This window comes from Saccharibacter sp. EH611 (assembly GCF_009834765.1).
Lineage (GTDB): Bacteria > Pseudomonadota > Alphaproteobacteria > Acetobacterales > Acetobacteraceae > Saccharibacter.
In genome coordinates this window covers 43,424-67,933 of sequence record NZ_WVHP01000025.1, presented here as the reverse complement: position 1 = coordinate 67,933, position 24,510 = coordinate 43,424, and the positions used below count along the sequence as shown (strand labels likewise).

Genomic DNA, 24,510 nt, shown 5'->3' with positions numbered 1-24,510 from the left:
CTCACCCATCATCCATCAGCACGGCATCGTCACGATCTAACGCACGCCGCACATCAACCCCTTGCCAATACCGATCTGCATGATCGGGGGGAGCAGCAAAACTTTCTTTCACCATCTCCACCACATCATCAAGCTCTTCAAGCATACCGAGCTGGTCAGCTGTTGCGATAAACGTCACTTTGCTTGAAAAACGATGGACATGCTGCATCACGGCCACCACATCCCCAGCCGTTAGCTGGGCCGGCGGGGTCGCAAACACAGCATCAAGACTATGCGTTCTTGTCATTGTGAAATTCCTTCTAACGCGATGGCATCATCTTGATACCCGCTATAATTAAGAACAGAGGTAATTGTTCAAAATTTTTGCACATCACGTCAAGGAATTTTTTTGCTCAGTTCCCGTTCATAAAATTTGCCCTGCGCTTATTTCCAGAGCCATTTCCCCACAACACGGCCATTGATCTCAATGTCAGACAAAAGCACCTCATCGGTCGGATAACTGCTGTTTACACTGATAATCCGCACACGCGGCGGCTTGCTTTTGGGCACCAGTTGAAGCTGTTTAATCACAACACCTAAGCCATTCCACAAAACATACACGCCATCTGGATTGGGGACTCGGTGCCGCGTATCCACCAACACACGCTCGCCGGGCATAAAGTCAGGCTCCATCGAGTTCCCCAACACACGCACGACCGCAAGACCGGATAAATCAGGGATGTAATTCTCCAAAAAAGCCTTCGGCAACGTCCATGAAGCCAGTGACGTATGCTGGTCTGCTTCCCCGCCTGCTTCAGCTGTCAGCGCACCCCCGCCGGCTTGGGGGGAAACGTCATATTCATTAATCACAACAGAGCCCACCATCGGCTGCGCGTCATGCCTATTAACACGCTCCGCTTGCTCTACCGTATCATTAATCCCCATCATCCCCGGCAATACACCCGCCAAAGACCAGACTTCCTCCACCGTAATCGGCGGATCGCCACGATCAACAAGGCTTGGCAGGATTTTCTTAATCAGATCAACCGGCAAGTAGGGCTTTTTATACGTATCTTCATACGCACGGTATGTCGTCCATTTGTCGCCATAGCCGCATTCTTGCGCGAGTTTGCGAATACTCAGCCCCGATCGTTCACGCATCGCTTTAAGACGCTGCGCTGCTGTTAATTCCGCCATGGCTCTATCCCTTTATGCGCTGTCATTCATTAGAATTGCACTATGTACTAAAAAAGCGCACGTTTCATGTGCAAAAATTATGCTTGACCGTTGTTCTATTTTATTGCACACCTTGTGCCATGAACATGATACACACCCTCATTGATCGCCTCGGTGGCACGCGTGACGTGGCACGTCAGCTGAGCCTTCCCCCTTCCACCGTTCAGGGCTGGAAACGCGCCGGACGCATTCCCGCCTCGCGGCTTGTGCAATTGGAACGCACCTTAGGCATTCCGCGTCATATATGGCGACCCGACCTTTACCTCACCCTGCCCTCAACAGCGTTTTTACAAGAGACCCGCCATGACTGACCTGCCTGCTCCCCTCACATCTCCTGATTGTGACCTTCGCGGCTATGATTTCATGCCTCTTTTTGCGACCCGCCTGCTCGATAGCGACCTATACGCGCTTTCGACCGGCGCTGAATTTAAAGCCGCTTTAACCTTATGGTGCAAAGCATGGCTGCAAGTCCCCGCTGGGAGCCTTCCAGCCGATGAGCGCATTTTGGCCCATCTCTCCATGACCGGAAGCACATGGGACTGCGTGCGGGATATTGCCCTGCATGGCTGGATGCAGTGCTCTGATGGACGACTTTATCATCCGCTCATTGCCCAAGAGGCCATCAAAGCCTTTGCCATGCGCCGCAAAGAAAGGGAACGTAAGGCCCGCCAACGCGCCCGCCTCCGCTCGGGGGCTTCTCTGTCCCATGGGACAACCGAAGGACGGGACGCTTCCTTCCGCGCTGACAGGGACAGTGACAAAGACAGTGACAGTGAGTCACCCGGTACCCCGCGACAGGCCCCTCATGACGGCCAACGCCTTTCCGACAGCTGGATGCTGACCGACGAGCTCGCCGCTTATGCGCACGAACTCGGCCTCTCCCCTGCCCGTGAAGCCGAAAGCTTTTGCGATTATTGGCGCTCAACAGCCAATGAGCGCGCCGTTAAGCATGATTGGAATGCAGCGTTCCGTATTTGGTGCCGCAAAAGTGCCGAACGCCGCCAAACACGCCGCGCAAGCTCCTCTCGTCCGTCATCAACCACAGAGCAAAACCGCTCTGAACTTCTCGCCCTTGCCCGTGGAGCCCTCTCATGACCGCTGCCCTCGCCACACTGACACCGAGCCATCCGCTGACCCGAACGCTGCATATTCGCCGCTGGGAAAGCTATAACGGCCTCGTTTTACGTGGACGCATGCCCCCCAAAGACCCTGCCTTAAAGGACGAAGCCACCGCGCTTCTGCACCAGATTGACCAAGCCCTCACCCCGTTATCGGAAGAAGACACACGCCGCCAGCTTACGCTCTTGATCGCCTCATTGGGGCAAGTGATAGCCAACCCTCCCAGTGGACAAAAGATGCAACAATGGATCGATATCGCAACATTAGCCATGCACGATGTTCCTCGTCATTGCTGGGGGAAAAACGCCCTCCGCCGGGCCATGCAACGCTTTACCTTCATGCCCAGTCCAGCCGAACTCCATACTCTTCTGCATGAAGAAGCACGAGAGCTCCGCGAAAAACGAGCCCAAATCGCTCTGTTTCTCCGCACGCCTAGCGCCCTTACCACCAGCCATGATGTTTTCGATAACGATGCACCATCACAATAAATCAGTCCCTTCTAAGCCCGATCTCATTGGCGTTATCGGCTTCCAGACCGATTGGCGCTTTATCCCTCTTACCCTGCCAGCAGAAAGCACAGAGAAATGACCGTAAAAACCACACGTCGCACGAAAACTCAGGCCCCCTCCAACGCACCGACCAAAGAGCGGATCGCCAAAGATGATTACGACACCTTTGGTAAAAAACGCCTCAAACTCAATACGGTCAAAGCGCTTCATCGCGCGGGTGATATTGGTGGCGAAGAAGTCACCGCCGCTCGCCGCTGGCTTGAAGACTTCGTTTTTGCTGATTATGGCTATGCAGACTACACGCAAGAACCGCTTGATAAAGACTATATTCGCGGCAATCTCCATACCTTCACCATTAGTCGCAGCCATGCCTCCGCTCGTATTGGCGAAGTCCAAGATGTGCTCGGCCTCTGTGCGCATATTCGGCTAAAAATGCTGCTGGTCGATGAGCTGTCTTTCTCCGCAATGGGGCGAAAGCTGTACCCCCAGAAAGGCAAGACCGAAGCCAACGCCCATGCCCGCGCCCAATGCGCCTTTCTCTTGGAACAACTGGCCGGGTTTTACCTCGAAAAACACCGCGAGAAACTCCGCGCCCGCCGCGCAATCATTGCCTCTCAGGCCAAACACAGCAGCCCCTAACGCCCAGCCGCAAACATCCGTTGCGCCGCCTCTCTGACCACCGTAAACTCCCTATGATACGTAGATATCCGACCATAGAAAACAAGGATAATGCAATGGGAGCTTTAATAGGGGGAGCGATCTATGCCGCTCTTTTCCGTGTAAATTCGCAAGGATTTTTGTCTCTGCATAATATAGCAAGCGCCTTCTTTTATATAATACTATTTACTGTAATAGCATTCTTTTTATATAAATAGTAGCAATATAATAAGAGGGAAAAAACTCCCTCTTATTTTTTATCATTATCAAACCATTTTTCTCTCATGACTAGAATAGTAATAAACATATGTCTAAAATGGAAAATATCTCTAGTGCCCTTGATAATACATGCTTTCCTCCAACATGAACATTTCTTTTAACCCTCCTTCTCCTACAAAAATATCACGTTAAAAATATAGAATAGCCACACAACAAACGATACTTCTTACAAAAGACACGAATAGGAGAAAATTTACTCCCATGCGACCGATTTTGACGCACTGACATTTTATCTTATAAATCGTCACTCAATCTTCCACCGTAAAGAGAGAGAAGCAATAAGTGGAATAACGCCCATCGTTCCCTCGAAAGGAGTCTATTCTACGATCGTTTTTGATGCCTTCACAGGAGAAGTCACATTGGCCAATCACAAAGCACAAACGTTTTGCGCAGCAGCAGAAGCGTGCTTCCATACTGTTTCTTTTCAAGAATGGGGTCATGACCTTCACGAATATCCCGGCAGCGTCGGACAAGGCGTCCGCTTTCTCGACGAAACTCGGGACACCCTAAAAACGACGCTCAACACAACGATGAACGCTCAAGAGTGGGATAAATTAGTTATTGCTTTTTACGGTGAGACCAATGCTGGCAAGTCTACTCTGATTGAAGCCCTTTGTTCTCACTTTGACAAAAATGGACAACAAACCCGTAAACATCAGCCCATCGGCGCGGCCATTGGCGACGGGCGCTCCGACTACACGCGCACAACAACAGCCTACCCCTGCTCTCTTGGTGGGCAAGCGTTCACCCTACTTGACGTTCCGGGTATTGAAGGCCGTGAAGACATTGTGCAAGAGGAAATTAAACGCGCCGTTTCGTCCGCTCATGTCATCTTTTATGTCACCAGCGATGCTGCGCCGCCGCAAACCTCCGGCGGCGATACAACCCGTGATGGACATCACAACGAAATTGAAGGCACACTTGAAAAGATAAAACACCATCTCCGTGAAGAAGCGCGCATTTATCGTATTTTTAACAAACGTACCCAATCTCCCCGTATGCTAGCCAATGGACTCACCGTCACTGATGAAGAGCGGGCCACCCTGATTGATGCCGATCACCATATAAAATCTGTGCTTGGACGCACTTATGAAGGCCATATCACGCTCTCTGCTCTGCCTGCCTTCCTCGCAATAAACGCCCCTTTTCCCGCTGAGCATCGTTTCTTCAGCCAACAAAAAAAGTTTCTCGCCGCACTCCCTGCAGAAAAGCTTCTTGATGCCAGTGGACTTCAGCATTTCCTTCATCTTTTGGAACACGATATCCTCCCCCAAAGCCATCAACGCATTATAGACACGAATCTCTCTAAACTTTTTCGGATCGTTCAGAAAACAGAGCATACCGTCACGCATACCGCAGATGGAATCCTCTCCCCATTGGATGAAACATACATCCTCTTAAAAGAAGCCGCCTGGGCGTATTCCCAGCTTCCTTTTGACATTCAACATGACTGCAATCGCCTTGCGACACGACTAGAGGAAACATTTATCAACGCTGTACGTCAGCGTATGGACATCCATCACAAAGACGCGATGTGGTCAGATTTCGATGGCACTGTTAGAGAAAAGCTAGAGACCGCCATCAAGGAATCCCTCAAGGAACTCTCTTGTTTGGGAGAGAGCGAAGTCGAACATTTCGTCGAACATTCTTACAAAAGAATGCATAGAATCGACCAACGCTTCGTCTCTATTATGCAGAAAAACACACTCACGACCTTAGAAGACTTCTGTCCTCAAACGGATAAACTCACTGAAGAACTGGCCTTTAAGACAGCCTCGGGCATTGATGGATGGGGCCTTGGCGGCACAATTGCCGGCGTTCTTATCGGTCTTTGTTTAGGGCCTATCGGCTGGGTGGAAGCTGCTATTGCTGGAGTAGGCGGCCTTTGGAGCATGAGAAAACTCATCGACTCATCCTATCAAGAACAACAGCAAAGAGACGCTATTGAAGCTATCCTCAATGACATTCGTCCCAAACTACGCAAAGCGCTTCATGAAAATTTAAATGCGATTTCTACGCCTCTTTGTTCCTTTTGTCGCGAAAAGGAAAAAGAGTTTCAAACCATTGCAACCCATGTCAACAAAACAAAGCAAGCGCTCACGCATACTCGTGATGAGCTCACCTCATTTTGTAAAAAGAACACATCTCTCTCCCTGAATACATAAACATGACACACGTTCCATAACACTTCACGCCTCTTGTTCAGATCTTTCCTAAGGAACATCCTATGACTTCTACCCTCACACTCTCTACACTTAAAGAGAACCTTACCGCACTTAAAACCTTTCTTGACGATGGAGAAACATTAGGTTTTACCGCGCCTGCTTATCTACGCCACAAATTAAGCACACTCTTAGATCGTATTGATGGGAAAGGAGAAGATGGACGCGTTAAAGTAGCACTTGTTGGCGGCTTTTCTACCGGAAAGACCTCTATCGTCGCCTCATGGCTTGGCAAAACAAAAGACGATATGAAAATCGGCGTTGGGGAGTCCTCTAACGAAGTGACTATTTATAATCCCGATGATACCTATCAAATCATCGATACTCCGGGTCTGTATGGCCATAAACGTGATACCGTTGGGGACAAAGAGGCCTATAAAAACAAAACGCGTCGCTATGTGAGTGAAGCCCATGTGTTACTCTACGTCCTCGACCCCGTTAATCCCATTAAAGACAGCCATAAAGACGAGTTGAACTGGCTTTTTCGGCAATTGAATATGCTCCCACGCACCATCTTTGTGTTGAGCCGCTTCGATAAAGAATGTGATGTCGGCGATGAGGAAGAGTATCAAGAACGCTTCAGAACAAAAAAAGACAACATCCTTGAGCGTCTCACTCAACTGATAGGCTTAACAGCAGAAGAAGCTGCCTCCCTTCCTATCGTCGCCGTTTCCGCAGCGCCAGATGATAAACCGATTAACGACTGGCTAAACGGCGATCAGGCAGAATATGAAGCACTGTCCCATATGGCGTCATTGCGTAACGCCATTCATGCCATCGTTGAAAATCAAGGCGGATATGACATCCTTCGCCTCAAAGCCACGACAAGCACGATCCGTGATATTCTCTTCCAACCTCTTGATTTCGCAAAGACGCAGAGTCAGAAGCTCCAAGAAGACTACGCTCAAACGGAAAGGAATGTTTCTCTGGAAAAGGCTCTCCTCGGAGAAGTGCCCGATAACGTAAAAATTGCCAGTGAGAGGACTCTTAAAGAGATCGAATTACTTTTTAACCATCTTATTGACGATATTAGCAGCAGTACCCCCAAAACGCTGCAAGAAACACTCACGCGACGCCTTGGAGAAACAGGAGAAAAACTAAATGAGGAAATAACCAATATTTATAAAACAGAAGTCCTTCCATTGAGACAAGATGTTAAACAAAAAATAAAGGAAATCTCATTCCAAGATATTCAAGATCTCTATCATAAATATTCTATGGATGGAAATATAGACATTGGCGTCGAAGGCACCTTCGCCATCTCTCGCTCTTTGGGCAATGATGCATGGGACAACACTCTCGACAGCCTCATAGGTTTCATGAAAAACGACCATATCCTTTCAACCCTAGAACAGCTTCTGGGACTTGGAAAAGGAACAGCAGCCGGCGGTGCGGCTGGAGGCATCGGTTCTGCCGCCGCGAGGACCGTCAAAGAAACCGCAGAAGCGGCGGCCAAAGAAGCGGCCAAAGAAGCATCCAAACGGGGCACCAAAAAGGCCGCCAAGGAAGCTGCCAAAAAAGCTGCAGAAGCCGCCGCCAAGCAAGCCAAATGGGCCGGTCATGTCGCGAATTTTATGCCACTCGTAGGTCTTGTTGCGGGCGCGGGGATGGACATATACAAAGACCACCGTGCTTCAAAACAGGCCGAAGAATTCCAATCATGGAAACAAGACGTTACGTCTTGTTTGCGCGATGGGTATCGCACTGTCCGTCATCAGATGCAGATGGATCAATTTCTCAAGAACAACTTTCCTTATTGGGAAGAATTTGTTGCTCTTGCGACCACTCATCAAAAAGAGCTTGACGAAAAAAAGAACGAGATCACCCGTTGTGCAGATTGGCTCGCCCACGGCGAGGCTTTAGAGAAAGACTTTACCGCCTCTTGACCTCTCACAAAGAGATAACACTCTATGAATCGTCCTTCTCTCATCAAAGAGAGGGACGGTTTCTTTGTGGTTTCTGCGTTTTTTTCTATTGACCGTAAACTGGCATATCTCCAAACACGAACACAACATATTCTAAAAATACACTATGTGGAGCACGACCATAACAGTATAGTTTCCTCCTATTCTCACGGACAACCCAATAAAAAATACTTACTCCATATCAAGAAAACAAAAGAAGCACTTAAAGATATCGATAAGCCTATTTTATAGCATCATAAAGCAACATCTGAGCACCCATTACGACAGAATAAACACCACAAACCCCGCCTACTCATCCCTCGTACTTCATCACGATAGACTTACACATATCAACAAGACAATCGCGTAATTCTGCAGGTGCAAAGACCGTAACGTCTGTCCCCCATGTGAACAAATGATAAGCCATTTCATTCAAACCACTTGCTTGAAAGCGTACATCTAGAGAACCATCTTCTTTTTCTTCCTTATCCTGAGTAGGATGGAACAGAAAGTGACGCGCATCTCCCGCTGCAATAGGAGAAAAACGCAACCCAACCCTATGCTGCTTCCCTTGCCACACACCAAAAGAACGCGCTGCAAAATCCTGTATCGTCCAGCCCTCCGGCGGAGCCTGGGCGATACCCTCCGCCCCTCTAAGAGCCGCCATTCGATCCAATCGCCACAAACGCGGCTGTTCCTCCCCCTTAACAGGGCCAACAAGATAATAGCTTTTTCCCGTTAAAAGCCCCCATGGGGAAACGCAACGCTCTTTTCCTCTATACATAAAACAGACACGGCTCACCGCCTTAAGCGCGTACCAGAGTGTCGTCAGAATTTTTTCATCAGCAGTAGGACGCGCTCCAGCTTGCATTGCATAACCTGTATTAAAAACAATCGAATTAATATCAGGAGCCAAGCGCGTATAAAGATTTTTCTTTAAGAGACATTCTACTTTTTCATATAAAGTCGACAACCAAGCCGCATCAGCATGACCATCTTGTTTTAATCGCCTCTCCGCTATTTTGAGGGCGGCCAGTTCTTCATCCGTTGGTACGTTTATAAATGAATCAATCCCATTAGGAATACGCCATCTATAGGGTTTTTCATCATTGACCGTTTCCAATTGTGGGAAAACACTCCTCATAATTCTCAACCAGCGCTCTGCCGTACGAGGGGTTGCTGCGTTCAACCCAACCATAATATCTCTTTTTGTTAAACCTTCACGATGACTTGCCATTCTTCGCAGTAAGCTCATCGTCATTTCGAGATCTTCCTTTCGTCCCTTCTCCTCCTTCCGCTTCGTTTTTCTTACCTCACCATCTTTATTATCGTGATCTAAACTGTTTCTTGTATCGGTCATCACAATATCCCTTACTAAATATCATTTGAACGAACAGAAACAACACATGGGAGTACTCCTCTTATATCCCAGCAGCCCAGCGCCCATTTTGCAGCTTGCCAATACCGCAGACAATTACGCGCCGACTGTTGATCTCGTCGACGACTTTCAAATATTTCAATTGAATGATTATGATGAAGATAATGCAAGATCATTATGGCGACAATATTCATGAGAAAGAAAATTACAAACGACTTAACGACCATAACCATCATATAAGGTCCTCCTCACAATGCGCTTCCTGCTCATGAAAAATATATTCTCTTGCGAAAAAGCGTACAATATTGATGAGTCATGACCATGTCGCCTCACCGCGTCATTTTCGGTCGCATAACAACAGATATTTTAATATTTTTTATAGAATAGAGACTCTTTCCCTGTATAAAATACGACTTGAATTCCATGTCATACGTTATGGAGGGCATCATGTCTGATAAAAACGATCCTCATGCTAATGAAGAGCGTACAGAATTTTTACAGGCCATAGGGAAAAAATGGCCACTCTACAACTATAAAGAAATCATATGCACAGAATGTAATGCTATTCTCTTTCATCATCAGAAGTTACCGTTTGAGTGTCTCCCGCCACAAGATATGTTCAGATGTAGAGAATGCGGAGGAAGTTCTCTCAAAAAACGCCGGATCACACGATGGGAGGCTGCGATACGCGACCCTCTAAAACGACGGCGTACACGTAAAATATAACAGATAATAGACTCAGTAGCACTGTTATTTAGTCTTATTAAAGAAGAATAGCCTCTCTCCTCATCTTTAAAAGGTAATATCTAATGGCTAAAAAATCTATGCAATCTATCCTAAATGTGCTGAGCTTTCGCCCGAGTATCGGAATCAAAATTTCAGCACTCGATTACACAAATGCTGACTTACTGATGATCGCAAACGCTCTTAGTAGAGAAAGCTTTCTTATCATTACCGATGCCTCCAAAATGTCCGCTTCTATTGCTCTCACCTCGATTCTACAACGTCACAAAAAAAATGTTATTATCGACTTCACATAACCTTCCCATCACACAACACATTTTTAACATCTCATCGAAAGAATACTCTATGAGTAAAATGTCCTACTCGTCCATCTGCAACCTGACGCGTGCTGGAGCTGGAGTAAAACTCTCAGCACGCACCTACAACGCCTCAGAAATCGCAACCATCGCAAACTCTCTTAGTAGCGAAAGCTTTCTTATCATCACCGATGCTTCTGAAGTAACAGCCGGAACACTCATGAATTGTGTCGCACAGCATGACATTCATGTTGTTTTAGATTTTACTTAAAATCCTTTGCCCTCTTTAAAAAGATGAATGATTCATCATCTTTATGTCACAGGCTTGAAAGATAGTCTTCCTTACGGTGGTTTCCACCTTCATTAAGGAAAGAGCTTTATGAAACGCTTCTTAAACACTGTCCTCATTAGTTCCGCCTCTCTTGCCGCTCTTGTTGGGGTGGCACAGGCGCAGCCGGCTCCGGTCGGCCCAGTAGGGCCTCCGCCGCCACCTCCGGGGCCGATGATGCATCATCACCCGCATCCGCTCATGGTTGCGCTGCCCGGCGTGGTGCTTTCTGAGGCCCAGAAAGAAAAGATTCATGCCATCTTAGAAGCAAATCGCCCTGACCCTGCGCAGATGAACCCAGCGAATGACCCCCATCATCAGCTGATGGAGCTGCTCCAACAGCCGGGCGATATTAAGAAAAGCCAGATCAACAAGCTTGAAAAAGCCATCGAGAAAAGCGACCGTGCTCATCTTGAAAAGATGGTTGATGTATCCTTGGCTATCCGTGGCGTGCTTACCCCACAGCAAATCCAGCAGGGCTTTGATAATCGCCAGAAAATCCATGATCTGCACCACCAGATTGCGGCTATTCTCCGTGCTGGGCAAGACCCTGATGCGCCGCCTCCAGCTCCATCTGTTCCGTAAGACGGCGCAAAGCCCCGGTCTCTGTTGGGCCGGGGTTTTCTTTTACCTCACGGCTTAGAGCCTTGGCAGCACGAACTGACTCACTATCGGACATCCATCATGTAAGCCATAGCCTCGCGGCACTGCCTCATCATCGATGACCAACAGCCCTCATACAGGGAATGGTAGGCGCCGTTCAAAAACATGTCCGCCCCCTGAACGATTACATGTCAGCACTCTACTCTTTATGATGGGGCTTTATGATAGGACAATAAACAGCGCCATACATCGCAAAATCATGGCTTCATCAGCCTATGAACGCGGGCATGTTACTCCTCTTTACGTAAAACTCGGCAGACCGATGATGCCGCCCATATAATGGCAAGAGGCATAACCATATTTTCTGTAAAATAAGCCTTTTGGTTCATCATAAGCATGGAGATGTCGCACGCTTAAGAAATTGATCGTTATAAACATGGTGACACATTTACACATCAGAAGAAGTGCCGAACATCATAGAAAAGATTTCATTGAAAACGTTTGAAGCACTTTATAATCCATCGTCTTGCCTCCCTCTGATAAATCATTAACACTTTAAAATGAATAGTTGTTTATTCCTTGAAAATTACGAGAAATGGATCACCTTCATGAGAAAAACTTCTAAAAGTAACTCCCTTCAATCATGCCGATGCTCAGGACATCACAGAAACAATTCCTCTTCCCTCCCTAAAAACCCCGGCTGGCCAAAAACACCCGCAAAGTAAAACGCCCTCACCTGACCGAAGAAGAATGAGCATGTATAACGCCCTTCATCGCTAAAGAAATGCCTGTGAGATCATCCATGCGCTGCACTCTTCTATCCACTCTCGCTGTGAATGGAAAAGATTTCCAATTCATTTTGTCCCCTTGTCAGGCTGTCATCCACTGATCAGCCCAAGAACGCTGATCCTGCAACGTGACATTGCTTTTCACGAACGAGGCACAATTGAGGTCATTGGGCGGTCAGATGAGGTGTCGAACGCTCCCCATACGGCGCAAGAATGCTCATCTCTGACGTTCCCAAAAGGCTCTCGCCCCCTTAGAAAAACATCTCTTGCACAAAAGACTTGCATTGACCGGAAAACTATGAGAAAAAATAAGTAGATTGGAATTATGTGTAGCTCGCTCAATCATGAGAGCACAGTCAATCTTTCCCTTATTTTATTGTGTCAGAGGCTTCTCTCGTCGCTTATAAGCGGCCTGTCCTTGTTTGGCGTATGCGGGCTTTCTTGTCCCGACACGACACGCCCTTTCCCACAAGAGCATTCATTCTCAGCCTCTGATCCCCCACGCCCCCGCTCCCTTATGGTGCGGGGCTTTTTGCGTGGGCTTTGTTTCTCAAGGCTGATGATGTCTCGTTCAATACCAACACCCCAAGCGGGCCGTGTGGTCTTCTTTAAAGGCCACCGCTTTATTATGCTGGCCCGCACACAAACACATGCCGCATTATGTCCCATTGTCACCGCACCTTCTGTCCGACATCGCGCGGATTATGCGCTGAGCTGGTGGGACTGCTTCACACTAGGGGCTCATGATGGCGATGTCGTACGATGCCGCCCCATTATGGCGCCTCTCCACCTCCTGAAAGCGCAGAACCTCTCGCTCAGTGAGACGTTACTGCACCGCCTGACCCAACGGGCTCGGCACGAGATCACCCGACAAGATGAAGAGACCCGCTACCGTGGCTATCAAAGCTCCTCACTTTATGGCTAAGTCGATCGCCTTATGGGCGTTCTATCTATGGCGACAACGCTATAATTGTTGCGAAAGCGGTCATATTATTGTCCCTTCGCGCACACAGCACCATCCCACACGATGTCTTGTCTGTGGGATCATGCCCGAGCTTCTGTCGGTGTCACCGTATCATCTTCCCATTTCCCCAACTCCATCAACCAAAGGATACCCCCATGGTGAGGCCCAAAGCGCCGGGGGACGGCCCCAAGCGCACGCGCCGCACCACCGCGCCCAAGGACGACGACGCCCTACGGCGCAAAGTGCGCCAGCATGGGGCCACCCTTATTGACGCCCTTATTGAGATCGCCACCTCTGCGAGCAGTGAGAGCACGCGTCTTTCCGCTATTAAAGAACTTCTCGACCGCGGTTATGGCAAGTCTTTCTCCTCTGTTGAGCGTGCGTCTTCAACAACACCGTCTCCTCCCTCTCCCACATTGCTTATTCAACCGCCTTCTTCCTCTGCTTCCGACCATGACACCCCCCAAAAGCCTCCCAACAGCACCGACCCTCATTGAGGTTCCCCCCGCTTTTGGAGACTTTGGGCAGTCATACCGCTACCGTCTTTGGTATGGCGGGCGTGGTAGTGGCAAGTCATGGACAATCGCGCGTGTCCTCATTGCCCTAGCGGTAACGCGCCCTGTGCGGGTGCTCTGTTGTCGGGAATATCAAACATCCATTGCGGAATCGGTTCATAAGCTCTTGGTGGATCAGATCACAGCGCTTGGATTAAACGCGTGGTTTGTGATCCATGACCAACATATTCGCGCCACAAACGGGTCAGAGTTTATTTTCAAAGGGCTCGCTCGGCATAGCCAAAGCATTAAATCAACCGAAGGGATCGATATTGCCTGGGTAGAAGAAGCCCAGACGATCAGCCAAGAGTCCCTTGATATTCTCCTCCCCACTATTCGTAAGAACAGCTCCGAACTCTGGTTTAGCTGGAACCCGCTTGAACGTGACGCCCCCATTGAGCAGCTACGGGAAAGCCTCTACGGCCATGACAATGCCCTGATTCAACGCGTCAATTGGTCGGACAATCCGTGGTTTCCCGACACACTGAACCAAGAACGCCTGCGCTGTTACCAGCACGCTCCCAATCTCTACCCTCATATTTGGGAAGGGGATTACCGCCAAATTGGCCAAGCGTTCTTTACGTTAGACGATCTCCTCCACAACGATACCCCCATCGACGTTCCCGCCCCTGTCGATGGGGTCTTTGCCGTGATGGATACATCGCTCAAAGGCGGGATCGGCAATGACGGCACGGCTGTCATCTATTTCGCCCTCAACCGTTTTGACCGCGCTCATCCGCTCACCGTGCTGGATTGGGAACTGGTCGAGCTTGAAGCCGCAACGCTCGAAAACTGGACGCCACGCGTGCTCACCACGCTTGAAGACTGGGCACGCAAACCCCGTGCCCGCCACGGCGTCATCGCCTGTTTTATTGAAGACCGCGCCGCTGGTTCCGTCATTCTCCCTCAGCTCAAGCGCCAAGGGCTTAATGTGCAGGCCATTGATGCCGCCCTGACCGCCCGCGGGAAAGACCAACGCGCGCTAGAAGCCGGGCGCTTTACCTGCCAAGGCCATGTCCGCCTCGCCCGCCCTGCTTTTGACCGCGTGTCGCTCTTTCGGGGGCAATCGCGCAATCATTTCCTCACCCAAACAACCAATTTTCACCTCAGCGATCCACACGCCGCCCGGCGCAGTGACGATCTGCTGGACTGTTTTTGCTACGGCATCATCTTAGGATTAAGCGAGCTGTAGCGCCCCTTTCGTGATCACTTAAAAGGAGGCCCCCTTGGCCACGCACCACCTTACCAATGGCAGCAACGCCCTGTGGGAAACCCTCATGGGCGAACATATCCTCCCCGGTTTTGCACCCAGCTACGAGCTGTGCAAGCTGCTTTATACCGACCATCCCCTCGGCGCCAAAATTGCCCGTTTGCCCATTGATATGGCCATGAGCGAGCCCCGCCATGTCCGTATTGAAAACGCCCCGGATGACGAAGCTGCCCATGAGTTCACCAAACATTGGAACGACTTAGGCTGTGACCAGATCATTCAACAGGTCGCAAGCTGGGCGCGTGTGTACGGCATGGCTGTGCTGGGCTTTGGCGCCACAAACCCCAAAACCGGCGCCATCATCCCCAGTGACGCCCCCATTGATGCCCAGGCGATCCCTGACCTAGACCTCTATTTCAATGTATGGGACCCGCTCAATACAGCGGGCAGCTTGGTGCTCAACCAAGACCCCAACCAGCCCAACTATTTGAAAACACCGTCCTCTGTGACCATTAACGGGCAAAGCTACCGCCAAGGCCGCTTTGTCGTGCTGATGAATGAAGACCCGGTCTATCTGGACTATGAAAGTTCAGCCTATGGCTATTCGGGCCGGTCCTGCTTTAAGCGCTGCATCTACCCGCTGCGTTCGTATATGCAGGGGCAAGTCGCCAATAGCCTCGTGGCACAAAAGGCAGGTCTTGTCGTTGCTAAGGTGCAACAGCCTGGATCTGTCGCCTCCCGTGCGATGAAGATCTTTACTGAAGACAAAGCCGACATGCTTCGGCTCAGTCAAAATGGTGAAGTGCTGACCATTGGGCAGAATGACACGATTGAATCCCTCAATCTGCTCAATGTTGATAAGTCTCTCCACAGCTCACGACAGAATATTATTGAAGACATCGCCGCAGCAGCGGGGATGCCCAGCCAACTTCTGAACTCCCAAACCCTTGCCCAAGGCTTTGGTGAAGGCACAGAAGATGCGAAAATGATCGCGCAATATATCCGCGGGCGTCGCCAATGGATGGCCCCTGTCTATCAATTCTGTGACCAGATCGTGATGCGCCGCGCTTGGAATAGCGGCTTTATCAGCGCGATGCGGGACAAACACCCCAACAGCTACGGCTCTTTGAGTGATGAAGCAATCTTCCGTGATTGGAAGAACAGCTTCTCCGCCCATTGGCCTGCCGAAGAAGCAGAAAATAATACGTTCGACCTCACCGCCAAGCGCTTCTCCCTCATTCTAGACACCATCCGCACCACAGCCCCACTTCTAGACGACAACCCAGACGGGAAGGCCGCTCTTTTGACTATGCTTGAGCAGAGCATCAACAGCAGTTCCGGTGTGTTTGATGGCGACGTCGATTTTGGGAAACAGGACAGTAAGAACACCAAAAACCTGTGACGATGAAGAAGAGACAAGGAGCAGCGACCGTTTGACCACCTCTCCTTAACGATCTTGGGAAGAACAACGTCGTCCTCGTGCGCCCCTCCGCCACGGTTCGACCTGATCAAACGTAATGCCAGGGCCTTATAAACATCACACGCTATTCTATAGCCTCTTTCGGGAAGAAAACCTCCATGCGCTATTATAACCTCTGCATTTATTCTCCAGGAACTGACCCTTCCTCTCAGCCCGTCTTACAATTTGCCAGCACCACAGCTCCCAAACGACCCGGCACCCCCCAGAGCGTACCCGGCGGAAGCCCAACGGATCCATTTGACCCCGGTGCGCTAGATATTTCTTTCCGTTTCACACAAGCATCTCTCTCCAAGGCCGAAGGCTCAACAGGAGGGGCTTTTGTAACGATTAAAGGGGTGGATATCACCACGATCAATCAAGCCTCCAACCTCGTTAATCATACTCTCATCCTCAAAGCTGGTATGAGCAAAGGCCTCCCCTTAAGCAATCCCAACCAAGTTGGCACGATCTTGCACGGCACTATTCAAAGCAGCCTTGGCAATTGGTCGGGAACAGAGATGGACATCACCTTTTTCGTCTCCAGCTACCAAGCACCAGAACTCGATCCCACCCAAATATCATATATCTTTCACTGCCCAAGAGGGAAAAGCGTGAAAGAGATGATCAAACAAACAACCTTTCCCGCTCCTCATAAACCAAGTATCGTCTTTAAAGCAAAAGAAGAGCCTATCGCCCTTCATGACTTCATTGGTTGTTATACCAGCTTCAAAGAGCTTTGCGTTGGGTATGGCGATTGCTGGAAACAAATGTCAGGCAACCCTCTGACCGTGCATATTTCCGGGCAAACCATCACATTTTTAGACCAATTCTATGAACGCCCCATAAAGAAAATTGATTTCAACGACCTTATGGGACAGCCTACATGGAACGGAAAAAATGATATTACTGTCACCTGTCCATTACGAGGCGATATTCAAATAGGGGATCTAATTTCATTACCCTCAACTACAAACTACCTAGGAAAATATAGTGGACAGTTTTCCGCTCAGAAACAAACGCTTCCCAAGAACTCTTCACTTTTCTCAGGTACATTTGAAGTCACTGATATTTCCTACCTTGGAAGCTTCCGTGAAAAAGATGGACAACAATGGCAAAGCGCCATAACCTGCAATCCCCATCCTTCGAACGATAAAAAATCCCTCCTTAGATTACCAAAATAACCTGCGATATTATGTTGACTTTCTCCCACGTAAGGAGCACAGAATCCCAAGGAGGGAAATATGATTAATAAATATCTTTTGATCGCCACCATATTCTGTATTCCTTTCCTTTGCGGAAGAAGCTTTTCCCAGCCAGGTCCCATTTATGACACGTCAAATATGCCCATTGGCTACCTTGATGGAGAAGGCCATATAACAGGACAGAACGGGATATCGCTAGGAAATATCGGGCCTGGAGGGGTTGTTTATGATACCTCCAATACCCCCCTTGGGCAGGTCGATGGAAGTGGCAATATAACGGGACAGAACGGGATATCGCTAGGAAATATCGGGCCTGGAGGGGTTGTTTATGATACCTCCAATACCCCCCTTGGGCAGGTCGATGGAAATGGGTATGTAACAGGAAAAGGTGGAAGCTCTATTGGTCAGGTTCCTGACCCTAGAATCGGTGCCCTTATGCTACTCGGCGTCATCAAGCTACAGTAAACTCTTCTCTCATAAGGGTCAGCCATTATCCTTATGAAATACCTATATTTTAGAGCGCTCAACACGGCCACAACCTGCGATATTAGGTTGATGTTCTCCCAAGTAAGGATCACAAAATTACAGGGAGGAAAATATGATTAATAAATATCTTTTTATCGCTGCTATCTTCTGTATTCCTTTCCTTATCGGAAACAGCTTTTCTCAGTCAGGCCCCATTTATAGCGCTGACAGCGATCCTATTGGGAAAATAACTAACGATGGAGATATATTAGGGTCAAATGGAATCCTGTTAGGTTCACTTAGTAAAAGTGGTATTATCTATAGCGCTGACAGCGACCCCATTGGGAGAATAACTAACGATGGAGATATATTAGGATCAAATGGAATCCTGTTAGGTTCGCTTAGTAAAAGTGGCATTATCTATAGCGCTGACAGCGACCCCATTGGGAGAGTAACTAACGATGGAGATATATTAGGATCAAATGGAATCCTTATTGCCACAGCGCCAGACCCACAGGTCGGTGCCCTTATGCTTCTCCACGTCATTAATCTACACTAAATTCTTCGCTCATAAGGATCAGCCATGATCCTTATGAAATACCTATATTTTAGAACATCACGAAAACGACGCATTGTCGCAACCCAATACGAAAAAACAGCAGCGTCATTCCCCATGCTCATTCACCTCGCTGCTGCAACAAAACATTCTTTTTTAACCCTTCAAGCTATTTCCACAATTTTCCACACCTAACCCTCTTAATAAGGATATTTTCCCCATGATGAAGCACGCTGGCTTTGCCTATAGGGCCGGTGATCGGCTTCTGCTGCTTAAAAAACGTGATGGTACATGGGAGCTCCCCAGTACATTGGCCCATGCAGGTGAAGCGCCTTTGCAAGCCGCCGAGCACGCGAGCACTGCTTTGCTCGGCATGGCCCCTGAAGGCACCGTTCTTTGGTCGGTCACTCAGCCGCTCAAGGACGGTGAGCAGACGATCTATGCCAAACGGGTGGACGCCCCTTTCACGCCTGACCTCAGCAAAAGCCACAGCGCCTATGGCTGGTTTGGGCATGATAAGCTCCCCCATCCCCTTGCCTCTGGGGTGGAGCAGGTCGCCCAGCGTTTTTCGATGGACCTTATCACCCTCTGCAAAGCCATAGCAGACGGGCAGTTTTCGAGCCCTGAGCGTTTTTACAATGTCACGCTTTTTGCCATGCGCATCACCGGGACAGGCTGGGCCTATCGCGGTGGAGAGCGTGGTGAATATACGTTACGTAAACGTGACATTTGGACGTCCCCTGACGTTCTAGAAAGCTGCCAAGGTCTGCCTGTCGTGATTGACCATCCAGACAGTGCCATCACCGATGACCGCTACTTTGCCGACCATATCATCGGCACCATTATTTATCCTTTTGTGCGAGATCATGAGGTCTGGGGTATTGCCCGCATTCAAGATAGCGCCGTTGCCCATGCCCTTATGGAGCATAACTGGTCAACCTCCCCCGGGATTGTCACCAGTTCGCTCAGTCAAAGTCGCGACTTGCCCCATGGCACGCGCGTCACGGTAGAAGGCTCGCCCTACCATCTCGACCATCTCGCCCTTGTGCCTGAAGGTGTGTGGGACAAATACCATTCCCCCTCAGGCATCGACACCCCCAACCAGCCCCGCGCACCGTCTGCACGGGGCTTTTTTGTATCTAACGGAGAACATTCCCCTATGGCCCGCACACACCATGATGCGACGCACGATACCCCAGACGCCCGCCTTGATAAAAACCGAGGCGATACCGACCTTCATACACGCCTTGCGCGTTTATTAGACGAGGTTGAAGAGCTTAAAAAACAGATCCGCACAGCCCCGAAAAAAGACGTGCGCTGTGATGATCTATCCGACGATGATGACGGCGACGATGCCAGCGCTGAAGGCGATGCCAAGCGCGATAAACGCGCTGATCGCGCTAACCGTCAGGACAGCGCTCAGCGGTTTGATCAAGACGAGGTCTCCCCTCAAAAAGACACGGATGACCGCGCCATGATTGAGCGTATGGTTGCCCAGATGCGCAAAGCCGGCGCTCGTGATGACGTCATTCTGTCCTGCTTGCGTGATATGGGCGCTGACCCAGCACGCTTCGGTTTTGATGACGCAAAAGAAGCCAAAGACCGCGCTATTCGTGACCGTTTAGACGCGCTTAATCGCCGCAACGATGCTCATGAAGCGGAAATGGAAAAAATCCGCCGCCGCTCTACTCCCTTGAGTGATGAAGACCATAATGAGATCAGCGATGCTGAAGCCAAAGCGGACTCCGTCACGCAGCCTTTAGGCCAGCAGACGCCACGCTATATCCCCGGTGAGAGTGTGTCAGGCTATCGCCGCCGTTTGGCAGGCAGCTTGCAGAAACATTCACAGGAATGGGGTAAAACACGCCTATCAGACCTAGATGATGGTGTATTCGAGATTGCCGAAAAGCAGATCTATGCCGATGCACGCGCCGCTGCGTCACGCCCGGTTGCCTCAGCACCTAATGCGCCATTGCAGAAGATCAGCACACGCAGTGCGAGCGGCCACACGCGCACAGACTATCGCGGCGGGTTCCGCAGCGCTTTCGGCGCTTTCATGGCTTAAATCCTCACATTTTTTCAGTATTATTTTTCTAAGGAACCATTTTTATGGCATCCGGCCTTAACGTAAATCCTTACACAACCACGCAGGCCTCCGGCCTTTTTGCCACCGATAGCTCCGGCTATGTGCAGGGGCTCGCTCTGCTGGACCCAGCCACACGCTACGCCCTCGCCACAGGCTATGTTGACGAAGGCGAAACACAGCCACTTTGGGGCGGGATCGCCGTGTCAGAACAGGTGAGCCTGTTGCCCGGCGCTCCAGGTCGTCGCGGTCAGGCGCTGAAACGCGCAACGTCCGCTGCAGAGATCACCGGCTTTTCAGCGTTCAACCAATCGCATCATCTCGCCACAACGCCAAACTCCACCGCGCCACAAGCTGGGCCTGGAAACAGCTTGGGCTTTTTCCGCCTCGGCTCTGGTGTGCGTCTGCCTGTCTTGGCTGACCCTGCTCTGCTCAACCTCGCAGGGAAAGACATTGCCGCGTCCTTGTCATGGGACATGGACAAGCAGCGTCTCACAGCAAATTCTGGCGCCTCTGCTCAAGGTGAAGCGTCTGCTTCATCCTCAACAACCCTGCCCGTCAAGCTGCTGGAAATCGTGCAGAATAACGGCCTTGCTGCGTCCTATGACGCTACGTCCGGCAATCTGAGCTGGGTTCGTCTGCCTGATTCCGCCACCGGCTCCATCCTCGCCCTGATCCAGCTCTAAGGAGATTTCCATGCCTCTTATCGCCCCTGCACGCCTCAAGGTTGACCCTAACTTTACCGACCCACGCGTTCTCGTCCATTACGCCCAGCGCTCTGGCTTTGCCGAGCTTTTCCCCGGTGGTGAGCCTGCCGTTCGTCTCGGTGAGCGTGACTTCGCTGTGTACGTTCCTGTCATGAACATGCGCACCATCGCCAAGGGCGCTCAGTCTGGCTACAATGAGCTACCAAGCGTTTCCCTCGTAGCCGACACCATCACAACGCCAACCTATGAACAGAAGATCCGCGTGGAATATTCCCGCGAGGACCTCAACGCGGCTGGCAACTGGGGCCTGTCCCTCGCACAAGCCTACAGCACGGGGATGCGCCAAGGCCATTTCCAGCTTCTGCGTGATGCGGCTCTGTTTGGCTTTAACCCACAGAACGGTGAAGGCCTGCTGAACGCTCAGCAAGGCACAGTGCGTGACAACCTGCCAGCCGATAGCAAAGGCAACACAACGCTGGATGCCTACGACGCAGGTGAGCTGTACCAGTTCTTGCTGCATCTGATCCAGAGCCAGCTTGTACGCTGTAATCTCACCCAGCCTTCTGGGCAGTATAATGTTGGTGGAGAGCCCGTTAAAGTGCGCTTGCTGATGCCACAGCGTATTCTGGCGCTGCTCACAACGAAGATTGTGCAGCTGACCAGCTATCAGCGCATCGGTGCCGGCACGCAGTCTGTCATGCAGGCCGTGATCGAAACGATGAAAGCAGCCAATGTGGACGTGCTAGCCGCTCCTGATGACGAGCTGATGGGCCGTGGCACCAACGGCACAGACGCCGTGATTGCCACCATCCCCGAACTGCCAAAACGTGACGGTTTGTCAACATTTGACACCAACGCGTTTGGCGATGAGTTCGGCCAGAGCAACACGGACTGCAACGCCCTGTATGTGGATCGTTCCGTCCCAGCCGAGATCACAGGCCCTATCGGGGCAGAAGCCACCGACGTGGTGAGCTTTATGCGCACGACCAGCGGCTGGGCTCTACGTGGTGAAGCGACGACGATCCTGTCTGTTCCCGTCTCCACCAGCGGTGTGTTCTCCTCCGCTCACTAACCTTATCAGGCCCTCTATGAAGCGCTGTTGCGTCAGTGATCATAGGGGGCTTTTCCTTCCCATTTTTCTCAGCAGGACATGACGATGCGGCTTTATATCGGCAACCCGACCCACCAAACTCACGTTTTTTCCTACCGCCTCCCCGGTGATGACGCACGCGAATTGCGGCGGAACCGGATCGGTGCGGGCCAACAGATTGTCATTGACGATCTCGACCCTGAAGATTGTGGTGACATCATCGCCCAACATCGCGCTTTTGGCTTCTGCTCTGTTAACGATGCACGACGCGACAAAAGCTACCGTGGACTGGTCTATTCAGACAACCAAGCCATCAATTTTCAGGCACTCGCACGAGGACTGGAAGATAATTACGAAAAGCTAACGGAAGAAGGCCGAAAGAACCGCCGTTCCTCCGCTGAGAAAATCTCTGGCGTGGCGATGAAGAGCCTAAACAAACGCGGCTCCAAATCCGCCACCCGTGGGATGGAAGTCAGCGTCAAAGCGACCAGCGATGCAGACGAGACCGCCCCGAGCTCTTTCTCTGAAGAAACCTACAGCGCAGAAGGGAGCCCCCGTGACTGACACCCCCACAACGGAGGAACCCACCATAGAGGGTTTCACGCGTTTTGTGCACGATGTTATGGGCGTGCCCGCTGGGGCACAACCTGATGACACAACATGCGAGAACGCTTTCGGCCTCGCTCAAGACCTCGCCTTTCCAGAAATTCGCCGTGTTTCGACACGGCTTTATCGCAGCGCGGTCTATAACCTCGCCGCCTCTTTCCTCGTGCAAATGGCCCCGGATGCAGAGAACAGCTCTCCACCCCATTTCTGGCAAAATCTCCGCAATAAATTAGGCATTTCCGGCTTCGCCCCCGGTATTATCCAGTCCAGCAGCGACAACGGAACCTCCCAGACATGGGCCATTCCCGAAGGATTTAAGAACCTCTCTTTGGCAGACCTCGACGCCCTGAAAAACCCATGGGGTCGTGCCTACATCGCCATCGCCCAACAATACGGCACACTATGGGCACTGCGGTAAGAAAGAACACGCGCTATGCCTTTTGTTTATCAGCAAACCTTTGGAAACATCTATTACGTCTCTTGGCCAAAAGGCTCTTATGACGAAAAATTCGTCGAAGAGCTCGAGCATCTCTTCATGCTCCATCCTGCTTCTAACCAGCTTCCTCTCGCCAAAAATGTTAAAGCCGGCGTGCGGACAAAAAACCCACCTGACCCACGCGATGTCTATGGCCGTGACCCTTGGACATCAGTTCCCAAAAAAGAGTTTATTATACACGGCTATTCAGGAACCAGTGGTAATCGCCACAATATAAATCCCCACCTTATTGACGGACAAAACAACCCAGATGACCAAGAAATAGCCAATATTGGCCCGATCCCACGCGGCCGGTACCGTATTAGCGACTTTGACTACCATTCCAGTAAAGGCCGCGACGTTCTAGACTTAGACCCTTTGCCAAAATCAGCATCTTATCCCGGAACAAACACCTTTCATCGTAGTAATTTTCGGATTCACGGAGCTAATCCTCGCTTTCCCAACGATTCTTCTGAGGGATGTATTGTCTTAGCCCAGTATGCTCGGAGAAAGATTGACAGAATTGTACAGGGAGAGCACGATCGCCTCCTCATTGTGACGAGGTGACGTATGAAACAGACTTCACTTTTTTGGATATTAGGACTTCCCCTCTTTTCCTCTATAAAAATAGCAAACGCCACACCAAACCCTGTGTCCAACCTGCCTCATTACTTCAATGGACAGCCAACACCTCCTCAACAAAAAACACCTAAGTCCATTGGATATAACTGTGAGCGGATGGCAGAAGAAAGTGCAGCAGGTTTCGCCGCTGAACAGCTGAAGATGGGTTACACAGAACCTTTCACTCGTGTCGTTCGTAAACAACTAAGCTGGAGTTTGTTAAATAAAAAAGACGACAACCTTCCGGTAATGCGTGAAATATATTTCTTCCAGTTCGTTCGGAAAAATAAATCCTTCAGTGCTATTTCCCTCGTCGATTCTACTCGTAAAAAAGGTGAGTGTGAGGTTTCATCTAAAATCTATCGTGCCTTCGATGACATCGATATAAGTAAGGATGACCTATTAACTACCGAAAAAGATGATGGTTCTCGTCCTTCTGTCGTATCTCCGCATGACCCCTCAAACGCTCTATAAGC

The 24,510-nt window shown here is 50.2% G+C and carries 27 protein-coding genes; 24 read left to right on the top strand and 3 right to left on the bottom strand.

Features of this window, described 5'->3' with window-relative positions; translation table 11 throughout:
* Position 1: 1 nt before the first annotated feature.
* Positions 2 to 286, bottom strand: a complete 285-nt coding sequence (locus GS535_RS09920) for a hypothetical protein (RefSeq protein ID WP_160792805.1) — start codon at positions 284 to 286, stop codon at positions 2 to 4.
* A gap of 137 nt (positions 287 to 423) precedes the next feature.
* Complete coding sequence (locus GS535_RS09915; RefSeq protein ID WP_160792806.1) at positions 424 to 1,176, bottom strand: S24 family peptidase; 753 nt, start codon at positions 1,174 to 1,176, stop codon at positions 424 to 426.
* 119 nt (positions 1,177 to 1,295) lie between these two features.
* Here GS535_RS09915 and GS535_RS09910 point away from each other — a divergent pair, with 119 nt between their 5' ends.
* From GS535_RS09910 to GS535_RS09880, 7 genes are all read left to right on the top strand, one after another.
* Positions 1,296 to 1,526, top strand: a complete 231-nt coding sequence (locus GS535_RS09910) for a carph-isopro domain-containing protein (RefSeq protein ID WP_160792807.1) — start codon at positions 1,296 to 1,298, stop codon at positions 1,524 to 1,526.
* The gene (locus GS535_RS09905; protein ID WP_160792808.1) at positions 1,519 to 2,310 is read left to right on the top strand and encodes a DUF1376 domain-containing protein; all 792 of its coding nucleotides are present in this window, start codon (positions 1,519 to 1,521) and stop codon (positions 2,308 to 2,310) included. The genes GS535_RS09910 and GS535_RS09905 overlap by 8 nt, the downstream gene beginning before the upstream one ends.
* A complete protein-coding gene (locus tag GS535_RS09900; protein WP_160792809.1) occupies positions 2,307 to 2,822 on the top strand; it encodes a hypothetical protein in 516 nt (171 codons plus the stop codon). The genes GS535_RS09905 and GS535_RS09900 overlap by 4 nt, the downstream gene beginning before the upstream one ends.
* Before the next feature lie 96 nt (positions 2,823 to 2,918).
* Positions 2,919 to 3,482 carry a hypothetical protein gene (locus GS535_RS09895; protein ID WP_160792810.1) on the top strand — a complete coding sequence of 188 codons (564 nt, stop codon included), beginning with the start codon at positions 2,919 to 2,921 and terminating at the stop codon, positions 3,480 to 3,482.
* Between the two features lie 656 nt (positions 3,483 to 4,138).
* The gene (locus GS535_RS09890; protein WP_160792811.1) at positions 4,139 to 5,944 is read left to right on the top strand and encodes a GTPase domain-containing protein; all 1,806 of its coding nucleotides are present in this window, start codon (positions 4,139 to 4,141) and stop codon (positions 5,942 to 5,944) included.
* 62 nt (positions 5,945 to 6,006) lie between these two features.
* On the top strand, positions 6,007 to 7,887 hold the full coding sequence (locus tag GS535_RS09885; RefSeq protein WP_160792812.1) for a LeoA/HP0731 family dynamin-like GTPase: 1,881 nt from the start codon (positions 6,007 to 6,009) through the stop codon (positions 7,885 to 7,887).
* A 24-nt stretch (positions 7,888 to 7,911) separates the two neighbouring features.
* A complete protein-coding gene (locus GS535_RS09880; protein ID WP_160792813.1) occupies positions 7,912 to 8,157 on the top strand; it encodes a hypothetical protein in 246 nt (81 codons plus the stop codon).
* Between the two features lie 61 nt (positions 8,158 to 8,218).
* Here the strand turns inward: GS535_RS09880 and GS535_RS09875 are convergent, their stop codons facing one another.
* Complete coding sequence (locus GS535_RS09875) at positions 8,219 to 9,265, bottom strand: YafY family protein (protein ID WP_160792814.1); 1,047 nt, start codon at positions 9,263 to 9,265, stop codon at positions 8,219 to 8,221.
* 842 nt (positions 9,266 to 10,107) lie between these two features.
* Here GS535_RS09875 and GS535_RS09870 point away from each other — a divergent pair.
* The 17 genes from GS535_RS09870 (at position 10,108) to GS535_RS09790 (ending at position 24,508) form a co-directional block, all read left to right on the top strand.
* Positions 10,108 to 10,323, top strand: coding sequence for a hypothetical protein (locus GS535_RS09870; RefSeq protein WP_160792815.1), 216 nt, complete (start codon positions 10,108 to 10,110; stop codon positions 10,321 to 10,323).
* 49 nt (positions 10,324 to 10,372) lie between these two features.
* Positions 10,373 to 10,594, top strand: coding sequence for a hypothetical protein (locus GS535_RS09865; protein ID WP_160792816.1), 222 nt, complete (start codon positions 10,373 to 10,375; stop codon positions 10,592 to 10,594).
* A gap of 108 nt (positions 10,595 to 10,702) precedes the next feature.
* Positions 10,703 to 11,236 carry a Spy/CpxP family protein refolding chaperone gene (locus GS535_RS09860; protein WP_160792817.1) on the top strand — a complete coding sequence of 178 codons (534 nt, stop codon included), beginning with the start codon at positions 10,703 to 10,705 and terminating at the stop codon, positions 11,234 to 11,236.
* Between the two features lie 1,365 nt (positions 11,237 to 12,601).
* A complete protein-coding gene (locus GS535_RS09855) occupies positions 12,602 to 12,967 on the top strand; it encodes a hypothetical protein (RefSeq protein WP_160792818.1) in 366 nt (121 codons plus the stop codon).
* 194 nt (positions 12,968 to 13,161) lie between these two features.
* Positions 13,162 to 13,503 (top strand): hypothetical protein, encoded by a 342-nt coding sequence (locus GS535_RS09850; RefSeq protein ID WP_160792819.1) that lies wholly within the window; start codon positions 13,162 to 13,164, stop codon positions 13,501 to 13,503.
* Entirely contained in the window at positions 13,460 to 14,752 is a 1,293-nt protein-coding gene (locus GS535_RS09845; RefSeq protein ID WP_160799202.1) for a PBSX family phage terminase large subunit, read from the top strand. Before GS535_RS09850 ends, GS535_RS09845 begins: the two co-directional genes overlap by 44 nt.
* Positions 14,753 to 14,786: 34 nt before the next feature.
* Positions 14,787 to 16,172, top strand: coding sequence for an anti-CBASS protein Acb1 family protein (locus GS535_RS09840; protein WP_160792821.1), 1,386 nt, complete (start codon positions 14,787 to 14,789; stop codon positions 16,170 to 16,172).
* 176 nt (positions 16,173 to 16,348) lie between these two features.
* Positions 16,349 to 17,410 carry a hypothetical protein gene (locus tag GS535_RS09835; protein WP_160792822.1) on the top strand — a complete coding sequence of 354 codons (1,062 nt, stop codon included), beginning with the start codon at positions 16,349 to 16,351 and terminating at the stop codon, positions 17,408 to 17,410.
* A gap of 159 nt (positions 17,411 to 17,569) precedes the next feature.
* The gene (locus GS535_RS09830) at positions 17,570 to 17,896 is read left to right on the top strand and encodes a hypothetical protein (RefSeq protein WP_160792823.1); all 327 of its coding nucleotides are present in this window, start codon (positions 17,570 to 17,572) and stop codon (positions 17,894 to 17,896) included.
* A 133-nt stretch (positions 17,897 to 18,029) separates the two neighbouring features.
* Positions 18,030 to 18,455, top strand: a complete 426-nt coding sequence (locus GS535_RS09825; protein ID WP_160792824.1) for a 5-fold beta-flower protein — start codon at positions 18,030 to 18,032, stop codon at positions 18,453 to 18,455.
* A gap of 217 nt (positions 18,456 to 18,672) precedes the next feature.
* The gene (locus GS535_RS09820) at positions 18,673 to 20,517 is read left to right on the top strand and encodes a DUF2213 domain-containing protein (RefSeq protein WP_160792825.1); all 1,845 of its coding nucleotides are present in this window, start codon (positions 18,673 to 18,675) and stop codon (positions 20,515 to 20,517) included.
* A 44-nt stretch (positions 20,518 to 20,561) separates the two neighbouring features.
* Complete coding sequence (locus GS535_RS09815; RefSeq protein WP_160792826.1) at positions 20,562 to 21,221, top strand: hypothetical protein; 660 nt, start codon at positions 20,562 to 20,564, stop codon at positions 21,219 to 21,221.
* A gap of 10 nt (positions 21,222 to 21,231) precedes the next feature.
* A complete protein-coding gene (locus GS535_RS09810; RefSeq protein ID WP_160792827.1) occupies positions 21,232 to 22,314 on the top strand; it encodes a major capsid family protein in 1,083 nt (360 codons plus the stop codon).
* 84 nt (positions 22,315 to 22,398) lie between these two features.
* Complete coding sequence (locus GS535_RS09805; protein WP_160792828.1) at positions 22,399 to 22,896, top strand: hypothetical protein; 498 nt, start codon at positions 22,399 to 22,401, stop codon at positions 22,894 to 22,896.
* Positions 22,889 to 23,356 carry a hypothetical protein gene (locus GS535_RS09800; RefSeq protein ID WP_160792829.1) on the top strand — a complete coding sequence of 156 codons (468 nt, stop codon included), beginning with the start codon at positions 22,889 to 22,891 and terminating at the stop codon, positions 23,354 to 23,356. The genes GS535_RS09805 and GS535_RS09800 overlap by 8 nt, the downstream gene beginning before the upstream one ends.
* 15 nt (positions 23,357 to 23,371) lie before the next feature.
* Entirely contained in the window at positions 23,372 to 23,980 is a 609-nt protein-coding gene (locus tag GS535_RS09795) for a tlde1 domain-containing protein (protein ID WP_160792830.1), read from the top strand.
* Between the two features lie 3 nt (positions 23,981 to 23,983).
* On the top strand, positions 23,984 to 24,508 hold the full coding sequence (locus GS535_RS09790; RefSeq protein WP_160792831.1) for a hypothetical protein: 525 nt from the start codon (positions 23,984 to 23,986) through the stop codon (positions 24,506 to 24,508).
* Positions 24,509 to 24,510 lie beyond the last annotated feature (2 nt).

Coding starts and splice junctions, on each gene's coding strand:
- GS535_RS09805 (WP_160792828.1), top strand. CDS start 22,399: ATGCGGCTTTATATCGGCAACCCGACCCACCAAACTCACGTTTTTTCC.
- GS535_RS09880 (WP_160792813.1), top strand. CDS start 7,912: ATGAATCGTCCTTCTCTCATCAAAGAGAGGGACGGTTTCTTTGTGGTT.
- GS535_RS09845 (WP_160799202.1), top strand. CDS start 13,460: ATGACACCCCCCAAAAGCCTCCCAACAGCACCGACCCTCATTGAGGTT.
- GS535_RS09910 (WP_160792807.1), top strand. CDS start 1,296: ATGAACATGATACACACCCTCATTGATCGCCTCGGTGGCACGCGTGAC.
- GS535_RS09875 (WP_160792814.1), bottom strand. CDS start 9,265: ATGACCGATACAAGAAACAGTTTAGATCACGATAATAAAGATGGTGAG.
- GS535_RS09820 (WP_160792825.1), top strand. CDS start 18,673: ATGATGAAGCACGCTGGCTTTGCCTATAGGGCCGGTGATCGGCTTCTG.
- GS535_RS09825 (WP_160792824.1), top strand. CDS start 18,030: ATGATTAATAAATATCTTTTTATCGCTGCTATCTTCTGTATTCCTTTC.
- GS535_RS09905 (WP_160792808.1), top strand. CDS start 1,519: ATGACTGACCTGCCTGCTCCCCTCACATCTCCTGATTGTGACCTTCGC.
- GS535_RS09790 (WP_160792831.1), top strand. CDS start 23,984: ATGAAACAGACTTCACTTTTTTGGATATTAGGACTTCCCCTCTTTTCC.
- GS535_RS09920 (WP_160792805.1), bottom strand. CDS start 286: ATGACAAGAACGCATAGTCTTGATGCTGTGTTTGCGACCCCGCCGGCC.
- GS535_RS09915 (WP_160792806.1), bottom strand. CDS start 1,176: ATGGCGGAATTAACAGCAGCGCAGCGTCTTAAAGCGATGCGTGAACGA.
- GS535_RS09795 (WP_160792830.1), top strand. CDS start 23,372: ATGCCTTTTGTTTATCAGCAAACCTTTGGAAACATCTATTACGTCTCT.
- GS535_RS09885 (WP_160792812.1), top strand. CDS start 6,007: ATGACTTCTACCCTCACACTCTCTACACTTAAAGAGAACCTTACCGCA.
- GS535_RS09865 (WP_160792816.1), top strand. CDS start 10,373: ATGAGTAAAATGTCCTACTCGTCCATCTGCAACCTGACGCGTGCTGGA.
- GS535_RS09860 (WP_160792817.1), top strand. CDS start 10,703: ATGAAACGCTTCTTAAACACTGTCCTCATTAGTTCCGCCTCTCTTGCC.
- GS535_RS09835 (WP_160792822.1), top strand. CDS start 16,349: ATGCGCTATTATAACCTCTGCATTTATTCTCCAGGAACTGACCCTTCC.
- GS535_RS09900 (WP_160792809.1), top strand. CDS start 2,307: ATGACCGCTGCCCTCGCCACACTGACACCGAGCCATCCGCTGACCCGA.
- GS535_RS09850 (WP_160792819.1), top strand. CDS start 13,162: ATGGTGAGGCCCAAAGCGCCGGGGGACGGCCCCAAGCGCACGCGCCGC.
- GS535_RS09895 (WP_160792810.1), top strand. CDS start 2,919: ATGACCGTAAAAACCACACGTCGCACGAAAACTCAGGCCCCCTCCAAC.
- GS535_RS09830 (WP_160792823.1), top strand. CDS start 17,570: ATGCCCATTGGCTACCTTGATGGAGAAGGCCATATAACAGGACAGAAC.
- GS535_RS09855 (WP_160792818.1), top strand. CDS start 12,602: ATGATGTCTCGTTCAATACCAACACCCCAAGCGGGCCGTGTGGTCTTC.
- GS535_RS09810 (WP_160792827.1), top strand. CDS start 21,232: ATGCCTCTTATCGCCCCTGCACGCCTCAAGGTTGACCCTAACTTTACC.
- GS535_RS09870 (WP_160792815.1), top strand. CDS start 10,108: ATGCAATCTATCCTAAATGTGCTGAGCTTTCGCCCGAGTATCGGAATC.
- GS535_RS09815 (WP_160792826.1), top strand. CDS start 20,562: ATGGCATCCGGCCTTAACGTAAATCCTTACACAACCACGCAGGCCTCC.